The 14,899-nt window shown below is 67.6% G+C and carries 13 protein-coding genes and 3 pseudogenes; 11 read left to right on the forward strand and 5 right to left on the reverse strand.

Going from position 1 to position 14,899, the window contains the following annotated elements:
• The first annotated feature begins 37 nt into the window (after nt 1-37).
• The gene (locus tag JDV09_RS00535) at nt 38-805 is read left to right on the forward strand and encodes an SDR family NAD(P)-dependent oxidoreductase (protein WP_221367454.1); all 768 of its coding nucleotides are present in this window, start codon (nt 38-40) and stop codon (nt 803-805) included.
• 71 nt (nt 806-876) lie between these two features.
• Nucleotides 877-1,929, forward strand: a complete 1,053-nt coding sequence (locus tag JDV09_RS00540; protein ID WP_221367154.1) for a phosphotransferase family protein — start codon at nt 877-879, stop codon at nt 1,927-1,929.
• Between the two features lie 15 nt (nt 1,930-1,944).
• On the opposite strand, the gene JDV09_RS00545 is transcribed toward JDV09_RS00540, so the two are convergent.
• Nucleotides 1,945-2,733 (reverse strand): sulfite exporter TauE/SafE family protein, encoded by a 789-nt coding sequence (locus tag JDV09_RS00545; protein ID WP_221367155.1) that lies wholly within the window; start codon nt 2,731-2,733, stop codon nt 1,945-1,947.
• A 178-nt stretch (nt 2,734-2,911) separates the two neighbouring features.
• Between JDV09_RS00545 and JDV09_RS00550 the strand changes: the two genes are divergently transcribed.
• Complete coding sequence (locus JDV09_RS00550; protein ID WP_221367156.1) at nt 2,912-3,409, forward strand: 2-isopropylmalate synthase; 498 nt, start codon at nt 2,912-2,914, stop codon at nt 3,407-3,409.
• Between the two features lie 111 nt (nt 3,410-3,520).
• Here the strand turns inward: JDV09_RS00550 and JDV09_RS00555 are convergent, their stop codons facing one another.
• Nucleotides 3,521-5,002 carry a cytochrome P450 gene (locus JDV09_RS00555; protein WP_221367157.1) on the reverse strand — a complete coding sequence of 494 codons (1,482 nt, stop codon included), beginning with the start codon at nt 5,000-5,002 and terminating at the stop codon, nt 3,521-3,523.
• 116 nt (nt 5,003-5,118) lie between these two features.
• Between JDV09_RS00555 and JDV09_RS00560 the strand changes: the two genes are divergently transcribed.
• Both JDV09_RS00560 and JDV09_RS00565 read left to right on the forward strand, forming a co-directional pair.
• Nucleotides 5,119-5,745 (forward strand): TetR/AcrR family transcriptional regulator, encoded by a 627-nt coding sequence (locus JDV09_RS00560; protein ID WP_221367158.1) that lies wholly within the window; start codon nt 5,119-5,121, stop codon nt 5,743-5,745.
• Between the two features lie 76 nt (nt 5,746-5,821).
• On the forward strand, nt 5,822-6,688 hold the full coding sequence (locus JDV09_RS00565; protein WP_221367455.1) for an SDR family oxidoreductase: 867 nt from the start codon (nt 5,822-5,824) through the stop codon (nt 6,686-6,688).
• Between the two features lie 3 nt (nt 6,689-6,691).
• Here the strand turns inward: JDV09_RS00565 and JDV09_RS00570 are convergent, their stop codons facing one another.
• From JDV09_RS00570 to JDV09_RS00580, 3 genes are read right to left on the reverse strand one after another with little or no spacing between them, the layout of a single operon-like run.
• Nucleotides 6,692-7,858 (reverse strand): AAA family ATPase, encoded by a 1,167-nt coding sequence (locus JDV09_RS00570; protein ID WP_221367159.1) that lies wholly within the window; start codon nt 7,856-7,858, stop codon nt 6,692-6,694.
• Between the two features lie 10 nt (nt 7,859-7,868).
• Nucleotides 7,869-8,945 carry a DNA polymerase IV gene (locus tag JDV09_RS00575; RefSeq protein WP_221367160.1) on the reverse strand — a complete coding sequence of 359 codons (1,077 nt, stop codon included), beginning with the start codon at nt 8,943-8,945 and terminating at the stop codon, nt 7,869-7,871.
• Nucleotides 8,942-9,550, reverse strand: a complete 609-nt coding sequence (locus tag JDV09_RS00580) for a TetR/AcrR family transcriptional regulator (protein WP_221367161.1) — start codon at nt 9,548-9,550, stop codon at nt 8,942-8,944. Before JDV09_RS00580 ends, JDV09_RS00575 begins: the two co-directional genes overlap by 4 nt.
• An 89-nt stretch (nt 9,551-9,639) precedes the next feature.
• On the opposite strand from JDV09_RS00580, the gene JDV09_RS00585 reads away from it, so the two are divergent.
• The 6 genes and pseudogenes from JDV09_RS00585 to nrdE form a co-directional block, all read left to right on the forward strand.
• Nucleotides 9,640-10,191 (forward strand): NAD(P)H-dependent oxidoreductase, encoded by a 552-nt coding sequence (locus tag JDV09_RS00585; RefSeq protein WP_221367162.1) that lies wholly within the window; start codon nt 9,640-9,642, stop codon nt 10,189-10,191.
• Nucleotides 10,192-10,731: 540 nt separating this feature from the next.
• The gene (gene nrdH, locus JDV09_RS00590; protein ID WP_221367163.1) at nt 10,732-10,986 is read left to right on the forward strand and encodes a glutaredoxin-like protein NrdH; all 255 of its coding nucleotides are present in this window, start codon (nt 10,732-10,734) and stop codon (nt 10,984-10,986) included.
• Between the two features lie 53 nt (nt 10,987-11,039).
• On the forward strand, nt 11,040-11,492 hold the full coding sequence (nrdI, locus tag JDV09_RS00595) for a class Ib ribonucleoside-diphosphate reductase assembly flavoprotein NrdI (RefSeq protein WP_221367164.1): 453 nt from the start codon (nt 11,040-11,042) through the stop codon (nt 11,490-11,492).
• Nucleotides 11,459-12,019 (forward strand): annotated as a pseudogene (locus tag JDV09_RS27365) (ribonucleotide reductase N-terminal alpha domain-containing protein); the annotation flags it as partial. The gene nrdI and the pseudogene JDV09_RS27365, both read left to right, overlap by 34 nt.
• Nucleotides 12,008-13,216: pseudogene (locus JDV09_RS27370) on the forward strand (LAGLIDADG family homing endonuclease); the annotation flags it as partial. The pseudogenes JDV09_RS27365 and JDV09_RS27370, both read left to right, overlap by 12 nt.
• A 24-nt stretch (nt 13,217-13,240) precedes the next feature.
• Nucleotides 13,241-14,857, forward strand: a pseudogene (gene nrdE, locus JDV09_RS27375) (class 1b ribonucleoside-diphosphate reductase subunit alpha); the annotation flags it as partial.
• Nucleotides 14,858-14,899 lie beyond the last annotated feature (42 nt).

A 14,899-nucleotide genomic window follows, 5' to 3' on the forward strand; every position in this document is an offset into this window, starting at 1 on the left:
TCGACCACTCTTTGCAACGTTGTCGGAAGGGAGCCAGATGGAGATCGAGGGCAAGAAGGCGATAGTCGTCGGCGGAGCGTCCGGGTTCGGGCGCGCGACGGCCGAGGCGCTGGCCAAGCGCGGCGCGAGCGTCGCGGTGCTGGACCGTCCGCAGTCCAACGGCAAGGAGGTGGCCGATCAGATCGGCGGCACCTTCTACGAGGTCGACGTCACCGACTTCGACGGCACCGAGGCCGTGCTCAACAAGGTGGTCGAGGACCTGGGCGGTCTGCACATCGCCGTGACCACCGCCGGCGGCGGCATCGCAGAGCGCACCGTGAAGAAGGACGGCCCGCACAGCCTGGAGTCCTTCCGCAAGAGCATCGATCTCAACCTGATCGGGACGTTCAACATCAGCCGGCTGGCCGCCTGGCACATGTCCAAGAACGAGCCCGTCGACGACGACGCCGAGGAACGCGGTGTCATTATCAACACCGCCTCGATCGCGGCGTTCGAGGGCCAGATCGGGCAGGTGGCCTACACCGCATCCAAGGCCGCGATCGCCGGCATGTGCCTGACGATGGCGCGTGACCTGGGCAGCCTGGGCATCCGGACCCTGGCGATCGCCCCGAGCCTGTTCGCCACCGGCCTGACGCAGGGCATCCCCGACGAGTACGCCGCCGTGCTCACCAAGGACGCCGCGTTTCCCAAGCGGCTCGGCAAGCCCGAGGAGTACGCCAAGCTCGCGGTGGCGATCGTGGAGAACCCGATGCTCAACGGGCAGTGCCTGCGGCTGGACGCCGGCCAGCGTTTCGCCCCCAAGTAGCCGGTGATTCGGATGTAGTTGGTCATCCTCAGCGTGACCAACTACACCGAAATCACTGGCAGGATGGCCGCATGCTAGTCGACGTGATGCTCAGCGACGCCGACCGGGACGCAGTGCAGGGCTGGGTCCGGCGCACCGGCATCGGGTCGACGGTGACCGACGTGCAACCCCTGACCGGCGGGACGCAGAACATCGTCGTGCGGCTGTGTGTCGACGGCCGCCCGATGGTGCTGCGCCGCCCGCCCGAGCATCCCCGGCCGACCAGCGACAACACGATGCGCCGAGAGATCGCGGTGCTGCAGACGCTGGCCGGCACCGACGTGCCGCACCCCGAGCTGATCGCCGGATGTGCGGACCTCGACGTGCTCGGGGTGGTGTTCTACCTGATGCAGGCCGTCGACGGGTTCAACCCCGGCAACGAGATCGACGAGGCCTATGTGGCAGACGCCGGCATGCGCCACCGCGTCGGGTTGTCGTATGCCGCCAGCCTGGCCCGGCTGGGGTGGGTGCCCTGGCGGGGCAGCGCGCTGGCCGACCTGAAACGGCCGGGATCCTTTCTGGCGCGCCAGGTTCCGCAGTTCATGCGGCTTCTGGAGAGCTATCGGCATGAGCACTATGCTCCGGAGTCCTTCCCGTCGGTGCGGCCGTTGGCCGAGTGGCTGGAATCCCAGCGGCCGCCCGACGGCGAACCCGGCATCATGCACGGCGACGCGCACCTGAACAACGTGCTGCTGCGCCGGGACGTCCCGGAGCTGGCCGCGTTCATCGACTGGGAGATGTGCACCGTCGGCGACCCGCTGCTGGACCTCGGCTGGATTCTGATCTGCTGGCCGGACGGGCCCAACCCGATCAACGCGGGCGCGGAGCTGGCCGCGCTGGGTGGGCTGGCCACCCGCGCCGAGCTGCTCGAGGCCTACCGCGATGCCGGGGGACGGCCGACCGACCGGCTGTACTGGTACCTGGCGATGGCCTGCTTCAAGCTCGCGATCGTCATCGAGGGCACCTGGTCGCGTTTCCTGGCCGGGCAGGCCTCCTCGGAGGCGGGGGAGCGGCTGCACGCGTCGGCGTTGAACCTCGTCGAACTGGGCTCCCGGGTGACCCGCGGTGACAACCCGTTCATGTGACCGCCGTCGGTCGGATCAGCGATACGCGTCGGCGCCCAGCTTGACCGCAAGTGCCAGGCCGGCGACGCCGATCGCCAGCCGCAGCGGACGCGCGGGTGCGTGCCGGACCACCACGGGCCCCAGTCGGGCGCCGAGCAGACAGCCCGCGCCCAGCACGGCGGCCGCCGGCCACTGCACCGGCGCGACGATCGCGAAGATCACCGCCGCCACACCGTTGGCGGCCCCGAGGATGACGTTCTTTCCCGCGTTGGCGTGCGCGAGCGTCGCGCCCCCGGCCCGCAGCAGCAGCGCGAGCAGCAGTACACCGGCCGCGGCGCCGAAATAGCCGCCATAGACACAGATCGCGAAGATGGCTGCGCCCTCGAGGACCAGCCGGGTGGTGTGGCGGCGATGGCTGGCCACCCGCGCCGCGCGGGCCGGGCGGGTGGGCAGCAGGATGGCCAACGAGGCGAACCCGAGCAGCAGCGGCACGATCTTCTCGAAGCCCTCCGCCGGTGTGGACAACAGCAGCACCGCGCCGAGGATGCCGCCCAGCACGGCGAACGGCAGGATCCGCCGCAGCCAGGCGCCCTGTCCGGCCAACTCGGGCCGGGATCCCCACACCGAGCCGATGCCGTTGAAGACCAGCGCCACGGTGTTGGTGACGTTGGCGGTCACCGGTGGCAGCCCGACCACCAGCAGGGCGGGGTAGGTGGCCACCGAGGCCAGCCCGGCAATGCTGCCGGTCAGCCCGCCGAGCACGCCCGCCGCGAACAGCAGCGCCACGTGCGACCAACCCACCGGCACATTGTGCCAACGGGTCATCGCCGGCCCGGTGACCGCGATATGTGTTTGCGCTCATCGAGCGACCGGGTCTAGAGTCGCCCTCGTGCCGAGGCGATTCGTAGTAGCAGCCCGCAGCGGGGTCTGATCCTGACCGACCCCTCGCTGTGGGTCGTCGCTACTCGTCGGTCGCTTCCTCGAAGTTCTGAAGGCCCGGCACATGAACCCCTCTTTCGCCTCCCCCCACGGCGCGTCGCTGATGCCGTTCGCCGCCCATGTGGACGCCCCGATGCCGCGCGCACTGCGCGAGCACGCCGACACCAAGTCGTTCGAGGAGTTCGTCGACGAGTTCGCCACCGCGGGGCCGTTGCGGCTGGGCCACTGGTCGTGCACCGACTCCGAGCGTCCGTCCGGCCGGCTGGGCCCGCAGGCCCGTAACTACCAGGCGACGCTGGCGCTCGGCGACACCATCAGCACATCGAATGCGGCGGCGTGTGGCCCGGTCGCCGCGCTGACCGCGATGCTCCATGACCGTGGGATCGCCGTCGAGATGACCGCCTTTCACCAGCTGCCGGCCGGCGAGCACACCGCCACCTTCGTCCGCGGCTGCGCCGGCACCAACACCGAGTGGGCGATGGGGTGGTCCGACGACCCGACCCATTCGGCGCTGCGGGCCGTGATCGCCTGCGCCAACCGGCTGCTCGCGCCGCCGAACTGATACTGGCCTGGCGCCGCCGAACTCGCACTGGCCTGGCGCCGCCGAACTGGCATTCCGGCAGGGAAGTGCGAGAACTTCCCGGCCGGAATGCCAGTTCGGCGGAACGGGGGATCAGCGCAGCGGGCGGAGCATGATCGGCATGCCGTCCAGCGGCACGGGCATCCCGCCGTAGTCGTAGCGCGGTGTGTAGCCCGGCCGCGGCAGTTCCAGCCGGTAGTTGCGCAGCAGCCGGTGCATCACGGTCTTGATCTCCAGCTGACCGAACACCATGCCGATGCATTTGTGCGCGCCGCCGCCGAACGGGGCGAAAGCGTAGCGGTGCCCCTTGTGTTCGTTGCGCGGCTCGGCGAAGCGCTCGGGGTCGAACTTGTCCGGATCGGTCCACAGCTCGGGCAACCGGTGGTTGATCGACGGCCAGGTCACCACGTTGGTGCCCGCCGGGATGTAGTAACCCAGCAGGTCGGTGTCGCGGATGGCCTGGCGGAAGTTGAACGGTAGCGGCGTCTGCATTCGCAGCGACTCGTTGACCACCAGGTCGTAGGTCTCCAGCTTGTCCAGCGCCTCGATGTCCAGCGGGGCGTCGCCGATGCGCTCGGACTCCTCGCGCAGCCGGTCCTGCCATTCGGGGTTCGCCGCCAGGTGGTAGGCCATCGTCGTCATCGTCGAGGTCGACGTGTCGTGGGCGGCCATCATCAGGAAGATCATGTGGCTGACGATCTGGTCGTCGGTGAAGCTCTGGCCGTCCTCGTCGGCGGTGTGGCACAGCACGCTGAACATGTCGGTGCTCTCCGAGCGGCGCTTCTCGCCGATCCGGCTGGAGAAGTAGTCCTCGAGCGTCTTGCGCGCCTTGATGCCGCGCCACCAGGTCAGTGGCGGCACCGGCTTGCGGACGATCGCGTTGCCGGCGCGGGTGGTCGTGGTGAACGCGTGGTTGATCGTGGTGACCAGTTCGCGGTCGGTGCCCGCCGGGTGCCCCATGAACACCTCGGAGGCGATGTCGAGGGTGAGTTCCTTGATGGCGGGGTGGAACAGGAACCGCGGGTCGTCGGCGACCCAGTCGTGGGCCAGCACGCGGGTGGCGACCGAGTCGATGTGGGAGACGTAGCCGGCCAGTCGGCCGCGGGTGAAGGCCTCCTGCATGATCCGCCGGTGGAACAGGTGCTCGTCGAAGTCCAGCAGCATCAGGCCGCCCTCGAAGAACGGTCCGATCACCGGGTCCCAGGCGCGCTGGGAGAAGTCCTTGTTGCGGTTGGAGAACACCGCCTGGGTGGCGTCGGGACCCAGCGCCATCACCGACGACAGCGCCGGCGACTCGGCGAAGTACACCGGTCCGTGCTTGCGGTAGAGCTCGAGGACGAAGTCCGGGCCGCCGCGGAAGATCTCGATCATGTGGCCGATGATCGGCAGCCCGGCGTCGCCCCGGACGGCCTTCAGGTCGCTGCCGGCGGGCGGCTCGGCGAGCACGAACTGATCCCATTCCCGTTCCTTGAGGCGTTTCTCCACCGCGCCCATCCCCGGAATCGTCACCGGTGTCGGCTTGAGGTGCCGTTTGGCCTGGTCAAGCCAGTAGTCAGTAGTGCTGATCGTCGCCATCGAACGCTCCTGAGAGGACAAGCTGTGGTGGATGTCACCCGGCAACCATCCTTGCGGGGCAACTTGACGCATGTCAAGTTTGGAGGGAGGCGAGTCCTGGTGCGATGGTCTAGGCCATGACTGCCGAACTCAACGAAACCCGTCGCAGCCGCGGTGACCGGCAGCGGGAGGCGATCGTCACGGCGGTTCGTGAGCTGCTCGAGGAGTGCTCGTTCGCCGAGATGTCGGTGAGCACCATCAGCGAGCGTGCCGGGGTCGCGCGGTCGGGCTTCTACTTCTACTTCGAGTCGAAGTACGCCGTGCTCGCGGTCATCGTCGGCGAGATGATGGCCGAACTCGACAAGCTCACCCACGACTTCGCCCCACGGGAGGCGGGGGAGTCACCGCTGGAGTTCGCCAGGCGGATGGTCGGGTACGCGGCAGCGCTGTTCGCGTCCAACGATCCGGTCATGGCCGCGTGCAACCTGGCCCGCACCAGCGACACGCAGATCCGCGAGATCATGGACGACTTCCAGGACACCGTGATCGACAAGATCGTCGGGCTGGTCGAGCAGGATGCCGGCGCCCGGCCGGTCACCGATGATCTCCGTTCGCTGGTGCGCACGCTGACCGCGATCACCTCGATGACGCTGGCGCACGACAGTGCCTTCGTGGGACGCGGCCAGGACCCCGCGACCGCGATCGAGGTCGTCGAACAGCTGTGGGTGCACGGGTTATGGCGGGGCGGCGACCCGGCGGCGTGATCCCGCTCGACCGCCCACCGGGCGAGCCGTGCCTGACGGTGCGGGGGCGCCGGTAGGGTCGGCTCCCATGGTCCAGATGAGCCGCCTCGACGACGGGTTCGCCGGGAAGCGTTGCCTTCTCACCGGTGCTGCCAGCGGTATCGGACGCGCGACCGCGCTGCGGTTGGCCACGCACGGCGCGGAACTGTATCTGATGGACTGCGACGCCGACGGCCTGGCCGCGACGGTGGCCGACGCGCGCGCGCTGGGCGGCGTGGTGGCCGCGCACCGGGCGCTCGACATCGCCGACTACGACGCGGTCGCGGCGTTCGCCGCCGACATCCACACCCGCCACCAGGCGATGGACGTCGTGATGAACATCGCCGGGGTGTCGGCATGGGGCACCGTCGACCAGCTCACCCACCAGCACTGGAAGTCGATGATCGACGTCAACCTGATGGGGCCCATCCATGTCATCGAGACCTTCCTGCCCCCGATGGTCGCCGCGGGCCGCGGCGGGCAGCTGGTCAACGTCTCCTCTGCCGCCGGGCTGGTCGCGCTGCCCTGGCATGCCGCCTACTCGGCGAGCAAGTACGGGCTGCGCGGGCTGTCGGAGGTGTTGCGTTTCGACCTGGCCCGGCACCGGATCGGGGTGTCGGTGGTGGTGCCCGGTGCGGTGAAAACCCCTCTGGTGCACTCGGCTCAGATCGTCGGGGTGGACCGCGAGGATCCCCGGGTGCAGTGGTGGATACGCCGCTTCGGCGGTCACGCGGTGGCTCCGGAGTCCGCGGCGAAGAAGATCCTGCGCGGCGTCGCAGGTAACCGCTTCCTGATCTACACCTCGCCCGACATCCGTGCGCTGTACCTGTTCAAGCGCACGATGTGGTGGCCCTACAGCAAGGTGATGGAGCGGGTGAACGTGGTGTTCACCCGGATGCTGCGACCGAATCCGCGGCGGGGCTGAGCCTCACCGGGTGCCCCAGTCCCACGCCGGGGTGGTCAGCAGATCCTGATCGACGACCTTGGTCTCGCCCCAGTCCTTGTACAGCTCGACCTCCCAGACGTCACCGTCGGCGCCGATCGGCTCGGCGCCCAGGCGCTCGCGCAGCGTCGGCGAGTGCGTCACGACGACGACCTGGGTGCGGGTGGCGGCCGCGGCGATCAGTTCGGCGAGCGGTCCGACCAGGTCGGGGTGCAGCGAGGTCTCGGGTTCGTTGAGCACCATCAGCGACGGCGGCCGCGGGCTCAGCAGCGCCGCCGCCCACAACAGGAAGCGCAAGGTGCCGTCGGAGATTTCGGCACTTCGCAGCGGCCGCAGCATGCCCCGCTGGTGCAGGTGCAGGTCGAAGAGCCCGTCGGTGACCGCGACCGACACAGATGCTCCGTCGAAGGCGGCGTCGACCGCGCGGGCCAGGTCCCCGGTTCCCGTCTCGATGATGGTCTGCACGGCGGCGGCCAGGTCGGCGCCGTCGTCGGCGAGCACCGGGGTGCGGGTGCCGACCTGCGGCCGGCGCGCCGGAGCGTGGCCGTCCACCCGGAAACCGTCGTAGAACCGCCAGTCCCGCAGCCGCTCCCGGACCATCGCCAGCTCGGGCACCGCACCCGCCCAGTCGGCCAGCACGCTGTGGTGCGCGGGCAGGTTGCGCGCGAGTTCGTCGAACCCGCGGCCGGTGTCGTCGGCGACCTCGACGAACCCGCGCACCCGTCGCACCAGCGTCGTCGTGGGCCGGGCCACCGGGCCGGCGAAGACCAGTTCGCGCTTGACCTCGGGATCGCGCGCGAAGGCCGTCTGTGAGTCCTGGGGTAGGCCGAGATCGATGAGGTAGCCGAAATCGTCAGAGGCATAGCCCATTTCGATGGACACCGTGCGGGTGCGGGGGCCACCCTGGGCGGTACCGGTGCGGCGCGCACCGGCGAGGTGTTCCGGGCCGGCCCACAGTGCCGACTCGACGCCACCCTCGCGGGCGAAGGAGCCGACGACCTCGCCGCGGCCGCAGTCGGCCAGCAGCCGCAGTGCCCGGTACAGCGACGACTTGCCGGTTCCGTTCGCGCCGGTGACCAGGGTGAGCCGGCGCAGGGGCAGCACGACCTCGCGCAGCGAGCGGTAGCCGCGGATCGCGACGGTCGACAGCACGGTCCCGACGTTAGCCGCCGACGGTGACAGCGGGCGCCGGCTGCTCGGGCATCGCCAACTCCAGGCGCACGCCGAGCAGACGGACCGGCCGGTCCAGCGGGAAGAGTCCGAGCAGTTCCTGCGCCGTCGCGACGACGAGGTCGGCGTCGGTGGTCGGCGACGGCAGGGTGCGGATCTTGGTGCGGGTGAAGAACGCGGCGGTGCGCACGGTCACCGCGACCCTGGTGACGATGCGCTGTTGGTCGGTCACCTCGGTCAGCGTGCGTCGCGCCAGTTCGTCGACCGCCGAGTCCATGGCGACCCGGTCGGTGAGGTCCTGCGGGAACGTCACCACGTGGCTGCGGGAGCGCGGGATCCACGGCTGGGCGCTGACGGTCTCGTCACCGCCGCCCTTGGCCAGCAGCAGGATCCACAGGCCGGTGGCCGGACCGAATGTCGCCGTCAGAACGGCGGCGTCGGTGCCCGCCAGGTCGGCGACGGTGCGGATGCCCGCCAGCTTTTTCGCGGTCTTGGGCCCCACGCCCCACAGGGCGTCGACGGGCCGGTCGCCCATCGTGGTCATCCAGTTCTCGTCGGTGAGGACGTGGATTCCGGCGGGCTTGCCGAACCCGGTGGCCACCTTGGCGCGCTGCTTGTTGTCGCTGATCCCGACCGAGCAGGACAGCCCGGTCTCGGCTGCGACGATCTGCTGGATCCGGCGGGCCAGGTCGACGGCCTCGCCGAGGCCGGCGACCCGGGCACCGAGATAGGCCTCGTCCCAGCCCCACACCTCGACGGGATGGCCGAGATCGCGCAGCAGTCCCATCACCCGGTCGGACGCCTCGTCGTAGGCGGCGGGGTCCGACGGCAGGAAGGTGGCGTCCGGGCAGCGCCGCGCCGCCACCCGCAGCGGCATGCCGGCATGCACTCCGAACGCCCGCGCCTCGTAGGACGCGCAGGTCACCACCTTGCGCGGCTCGGTCGGGTCACCGCTGCCGCCGACGATCACCGGCCGGCCGACCAGCTCCGGCCGGCGTCGCAGCTCGACCGAGGCCAGGAACTGATCCAGGTCGATGTGCAGGATCCAGGGTTTCCCGGGACCGGTCATGTCCCGCAGATCTTGCGGGCCACCGCCTCCCATGCGTCGCCCAGCTCGTCGAGCGTGCGGTGACGTTCGGTGACCTGGTGGTGCACATAGTCGGCGTCCAGCAGCGCCAACAACGCAGCCGCCTGGGTGTCCAGGTCCCCGGTGGTGCCCGCGGCATCGAGGAGCAGGCGGACGTGGCTGTGGTGCAGCGTCATCGGTGCGTTGAACCGCATCTGCGGGTCCCGGCCGACGTCGGAGAGCAGGGCATGGTGGGTGTCGACGAACTTCAGCCGCTCCCGCCCGTAGGCCAGCAGCCGGTCCAGCGGCGGGGCGCCGGGTCCCAGCGGCGGCGGCCCGAACAGGAAGGCCTGCTGCTGGGCCTTCTCGTCCTCGTCGAGGAGCACGATCATCAGGCCGGCGCGGCTGCCGAACCTGCGGAACAGGGTGCCTTTACCGACACCGGCCGCCGCGGCGATGTCGTCGGTGGTGACCGCATCGGCACCGCGCTCGTCGACCAGGCGACGAGCAGCCTCCAGCAGCAGGGCGCGGTTGCGTGCGGCGTCGCCGCGCTCGGTCGGCCCGGAATCGCTCACCGGCAGGGCGGAAGCCCGGTCAGACACGGTCACCTCGCAACTCTAACCCAAGCCGGAATAACTCGGACTGCAGTCCGGTTAGTCCCCTGCGTAGGCAGGTTCAGCCATGGAGGAGAAACAGAATGTCGGACGGTCTCAACAGCACGGTGCTGGTTCTGGTGGGCAGCCTGCGGGCGGCGTCGATCAACCGCCAACTCGCCGAACTGGCGGTGGAGTCGGCCCCGTTGGGCGTGACGCTGCAGCTCTTCGACCGGCTGGGTGAGCTGCCGTTCTACAACGAGGACATCGACAACGATTCGGCGCCCGAGCCCGTCGTCGCGCTGCGGGACGCCGCTGCGGCCGCCGATGCGGTGCTGGTCGTCACCCCCGAGTACAACGGCAGCATCCCGGGTGTGCTCAAGAACGCGATCGACTGGGTGTCGCGCCCCTACGGGTCCGGTGCGCTGAAGGGCACGCCGCTGGCGGTGATCGGGACGTCGCTCGGGCAGTACGGCGGGGTGTGGGCGCACGACGAGACCCGCAAGTCCTTCGGCGTCGCCGGCGCCCGGGTCGTCGACGACCTGGAGCTGGCATTGCCCAGCAAGGTGTTCGACGGCAGGCATCCGCGGGAGAACGCCGAGGTCGCGGCCCGTCTGCGCGACGCCGTCGGCAAGCTCGCCGCCGAGATCGGCTGAGTCCGGGCTCACAGCGCGCCGGGAACCGGGTTGAGCCCGGGTTCCCGGCGCGCTTTGCCGTGATGGCCCAGGCGGTGGGCGCGTCCGAGGTCGGGGCACTGCGGAAGCCGCCGGCTGCGGACGTTGAGAGTTTGCTGGCGCCTGTAGGGGCCGCCGCCGTGGCGCCCCGGTCTGTCGGTGGCCGCTGGTAGACCTGTCCGGTGGGGTGCGACATGCCCCGATGTGACACGCGACACGCCGGAGGAAAACCTGTGCAGATGCTTACGACCTGGGAATTTCAAAAATGTTATTCAGAACATCTTGTATCTCTTCTGATTGTCGGACACTAGGTGTAGTGTTTCGAACACCGACGGACCCCCAAGATGTAGAGGTCGGCCGGAGCCGCCAGACCCGGAGACGTCGGTTTTTCCGACGGACCGGAACGCGGTCCCGGTGGCCCGGAATTCTGGAGACCCGCGGGCCGCTGAAACTCAGCGGGAAGCACCGTCCGACCAGTTGCCAGTGCCAGCTTTTCGACCTCGCAGAGGAGCCGTACCGCAGATGACTCAGCCCGCACCCGTCACCGTGTACACCAAGCCTGCTTGCGTTCAGTGCAACGCCACCTACAAAGCCCTCGACAAGCAGGGCATCGCCTACGACGTGGTCGACATCAGCCTCGACAGCGACGCCCGCGATTACGTGATGGCCCTGGGGTACCTGCAGGCGCCCGTCGTGGTGGCGGGTGGCGATCACTGGTCCGGTTTCCGGCCCGACCGGATCAAGGCGCTGGCGGGCGCGGTCGCGGCATCTGCCTGAGCACCTGCCGAGGCAGCGGACCACCAACGACCGAGGGGACACAGGGGCATCAGATGGGCAATCTCGTCTACTTCTCCAGCGTGTCCGAGAACACCCACCGCTTCGTCGAGAAGTTGGGGTTGCCCGAGGGCCGTGTCATCCGCATTCCGCTGCACGGGCGCATCGAGGTCGATGAGCCCTACGTGCTGGTGCTGCCCACCTACGGCGGTGGCAAGGCCACACCCGACATCAACAGCGGGGGCTATGTCCCCAAGCAGGTCATCGCCTTCCTCAACGACGAGCACAACCGGTCGTTGATCCGCGGCGTCATCGCCGGGGGGAACAACAACTTCGGCGAGGAATTCGCCTACGCGGGCAATGTCATCTCCCGCAAGTGCAACGTGCCGTATCTCTACCGATTCGAACTCATGGGTACTCCCGACGACGTGGAAGCCGTCCGTGCGGGGCTGGAAGAATTCTGGAAGGAACAGACGTGCCACCAACCGTCACAGCTGCAGAGCCTGTAACCACCGGCGCGCACGCGCTGCCCGGGGAGACGGATTACCACGCGCTCAACGCGATGCTGAATCTGTACGACGCCGACGGCAAGATTCAGTTCGACAAGGACGTGCTTGCCGCGCGTGAGTACTTCCTGCAGCACGTCAACCAGAACACGGTGTTCTTCCACAACCAGGACGAGAAGCTCGACTACCTGATCCAGAAGAACTACTACGAGCGCGAGGTGCTCGACCAGTACTCCCGCAACTTCGTCAAGACGCTGCTGGATCGCGCCTACGCCAAGAAGTTCCGCTTCCCGACGTTCCTCGGCGCATTCAAGTACTACACGTCCTACACGCTGAAGACCTTCGACGGGAAGCGCTACCTCGAGCGCTTCGAGGACCGCGTGGTCATGGTGTCGCTGACGCTGGCCGCCGGGGACACCTCGCTGGCCGAGAAGCTGGTCGACGAGATCATCGACGGGCGGTTCCAGCCGGCGACGCCGACCTTCCTCAACTCCGGCAAGAAGCAGCGCGGCGAGCCGGTGAGCTGTTTCCCGGCTGGAACTCCGATCGACACCCCCGAAGGGCCCAGGGCAATCGATGCGCTGCAGCCGGGTGATCGTGTGCTGTCGCACGACGGGTCCTTCGCGCTGGTGGAATCGGTCATCGAAAATACCAATGATCAAGCACTGGTGTCGATCTCGCACTTCGGCCACAAAGAGCCGATGCTGTGCACGCCGGAGCATCCGGTCCTGGTGTGGACCACGCGCGATGTGAAGACGCTGATCGACGGTGACGGGGCCGATCCGTTCAATGGGTTCGTGTGGCTGGCCGCCAAGGACGTTCACGCGTCGGATTTCATCGTCACCACGGCACCGCTGGAGCGGCGTGGGCGGCGGATTCACGACTTAATGGAACACGTCGGCTCAGGGACCTACGAGGAGGTCGATGGGCTGATTCGTAAGGTCAATTGCGACCTGAAGCATCGCAACAAGCAGCGCCACAGCATGACGTTCGTGTCGGTGAATCGCTACGTCGAGGAGTCGTACGATCTTGGGTTGATTCTAGGTTGGTATGTCGCCGAAGGGCACGTCTCCAAGCGTTTGGGGCCAGACGGCCGGAAGTTGCCGAATGGTATCCACTTCACGGTCGGTTCACACGAACTCGAGTATCAGCAGGAGTTGGCGGCCGCATTCAAGCGGGTGTTCGCGGCTGATCTGTCGGTCAACCAAAGTGTGTCGGACCATTCGGTGCGCATGATCTGCAACAGCAAGGTCATCGCTGAGCTGTTCCTGTCGATGGTCGGCACGGGGTACCACCACAAGCGGTTGTCCCATGACGTCCTCACAGCCGACGAGGAGTTCCAGCGCGGTCTGCTCGCCGGGCTTTTCCGCGGCGACGGCTGCAGCGCCACCGGCGGGATGGTGCTCGACCTGGTGAACCCGGAGCTCATTGACCAGGTCCAGCTCCTCCTGCGCCGAATCGGGATCATGTCCCGGGTCCGGCAGTACGTCAATCAAGCTGGCAACCTGACCGGTCAGGTGTTCGTGCCCGGACTTCCGGGCGCCAACGAGGACTTCATCTTCGATATCGGCAAGAACCTGCACAACTACGTCGGCCAGAAGGGGACGTCACGTGCGACCTACCAGGTCGTTCATGGCCGCCACGTGTACGGGGTGCGTGAACTGAAGCGCACCCAGGACGTGCCGAAGAAGGTGTACAACCTGCACGTCGAGGGCACACACACCTACACGATTCGTGGCACGGTCGTGCACAACTGCTTCCTGCTGCGCATCGAGGACAACATGGAGTCCATCGGACGCTCCATCAACTCCGCGCTGCAGCTGTCCAAACGCGGCGGCGGAGTTGCGTTGCTGCTGAGCAACATCCGCGAGCACGGCGCACCGATCAAGAACATCGAGAACCAGAGCTCGGGCGTCATCCCGATCATGAAGCTGCTCGAGGATTCGTTCTCCTACGCCAACCAGCTCGGCGCCCGGCAGGGCGCCGGTGCGGTGTACCTGCACGCGCACCACCCCGACATCTACCGGTTCCTGGACACCAAGCGGGAGAACGCCGACGAGAAGATCCGGATCAAGACGCTGAGTCTCGGCGTGGTGATCCCGGACATCACCTTCGAGCTGGCCAAGAGGAACGAGGACATGTACCTGTTCTCGCCCTACGACGTCGAGCGGGTCTACGGCCTTCCGTTCGCCGACATCTCGGTGACCGAGAAGTACTACGAGATGGTCGACGACAGCCGGATCCGCAAGACCAAGATCAAGGCCCGCGAGTTCTTCCAGACGCTGGCCGAGCTGCAGTTCGAGTCGGGCTACCCGTACATCATGTACGAGGACACCGTGAACCGGGCCAATCCCATCGACGGCAAGATCACCCACTCCAACCTGTGCTCGGAGATCCTGCAGGTGTCCACGCCCTCGCTGTTCAACGAGGATCTGTCGTACGCCAAGGTGGGCAAGGACATCTCGTGCAACCTCGGGTCGCTCAACATCGCCAAGGCGATGGACTCGCCGGACTTCGCGCAGACCATCGAGGTGGCCATCCGGGCGCTGACCGCGGTTTCGGACCAGACCCACATCTGGTCGGTGCCGTCGATCGAGCAGGGCAACAACGAATCGCACGCCATCGGCCTGGGGCAGATGAACCTGCACGGCTACCTGGCCCGCGAGCGGATCTTCTACGGCTCCGAAGAGGGTGTCGATTTCACCAACATCTACTTCTACTGCGTGCTCTACCATGCGCTGCGGGCCTCGAATCGCATTGCGATCGAACGAGGTACGGCATTCGGCGGGTTCGAGAAGTCGAAGTACGCCTCAGGTGAGTTCTTCGACAAGTACACCGAGCAGGTGTGGGAACCCAAGACCGACAAGGTGCGTAACCTGTTCGTCGACGCCGGCATCCGGATCCCGAACCAGGACGATTGGTGCCGGCTCAAGGAGTCGGTGCAGGCGCACGGCATCTACAACCAGAACCTGCAGGCGGTGCCCCCGACCGGCTCGATCAGCTACATCAACCACTCGACCAGCTCGATCCACCCGATCGCCAGCAAGGTGGAGATCCGCAAGGAAGGCAAGATCGGGCGGGTCTACTACCCGGCGCCGTACATGACCAACGACAACCTGGACTACTTCCAGGACGCCTACGAGATCGGCTACGAGAAGGTCATCGACACCTACGCCGCGGCCACCCAGCACGTCGACCAGGGGCTGAGCCTGACGCTGTTCTTCAAGGACACCGCCACCACGCGGGATGTGAACAAGGCGCAGATCTACGCCTGGCGCCAGGGCATCAAGACGCTGTACTACATCCGGCTGCGGCAGATGGCGCTGGCAGGCACTGAGGTGGAAAATTGCGTCAGCTGCATGTTGTGACCGCCGCCGTTCTCGCGGGCGTGCATCCACGGTAGTCGCGAG

This window comes from Mycolicibacterium xanthum, assembly GCF_019710635.1.
In the GTDB taxonomy this organism is placed as follows: Bacteria; Actinomycetota; Actinomycetes; order Mycobacteriales; family Mycobacteriaceae; genus Mycobacterium; species Mycobacterium xanthum.

Bases quoted from the DNA above. Each gene is read 5' to 3' on its own strand.
- JDV09_RS00545 (WP_221367155.1), bottom strand. From the start codon at position 2,733: ATGACCCGTTGGCACAATGTGCCGGTGGGTTGGTCGCACGTGGCGCTG.
- JDV09_RS00560 (WP_221367158.1), top strand. From the start codon at position 5,119: ATGACTGCCGAACTCAACGAAACCCGTCGCAGCCGCGGTGACCGGCAG.
- JDV09_RS00565 (WP_221367455.1), top strand. From the start codon at position 5,822: ATGAGCCGCCTCGACGACGGGTTCGCCGGGAAGCGTTGCCTTCTCACC.
- JDV09_RS00555 (WP_221367157.1), bottom strand. From the start codon at position 5,002: ATGGCGACGATCAGCACTACTGACTACTGGCTTGACCAGGCCAAACGG.
- JDV09_RS00575 (WP_221367160.1), bottom strand. From the start codon at position 8,945: ATGACCGGTCCCGGGAAACCCTGGATCCTGCACATCGACCTGGATCAG.
- JDV09_RS00550 (WP_221367156.1), top strand. From the start codon at position 2,912: ATGAACCCCTCTTTCGCCTCCCCCCACGGCGCGTCGCTGATGCCGTTC.
- JDV09_RS00535 (WP_221367454.1), top strand. From the start codon at position 38: ATGGAGATCGAGGGCAAGAAGGCGATAGTCGTCGGCGGAGCGTCCGGG.
- JDV09_RS00540 (WP_221367154.1), top strand. From the start codon at position 877: ATGCTAGTCGACGTGATGCTCAGCGACGCCGACCGGGACGCAGTGCAG.
- nrdH (WP_221367163.1), top strand. From the start codon at position 10,732: ATGACTCAGCCCGCACCCGTCACCGTGTACACCAAGCCTGCTTGCGTT.
- JDV09_RS00585 (WP_221367162.1), top strand. From the start codon at position 9,640: ATGTCGGACGGTCTCAACAGCACGGTGCTGGTTCTGGTGGGCAGCCTG.
- nrdI (WP_221367164.1), top strand. From the start codon at position 11,040: ATGGGCAATCTCGTCTACTTCTCCAGCGTGTCCGAGAACACCCACCGC.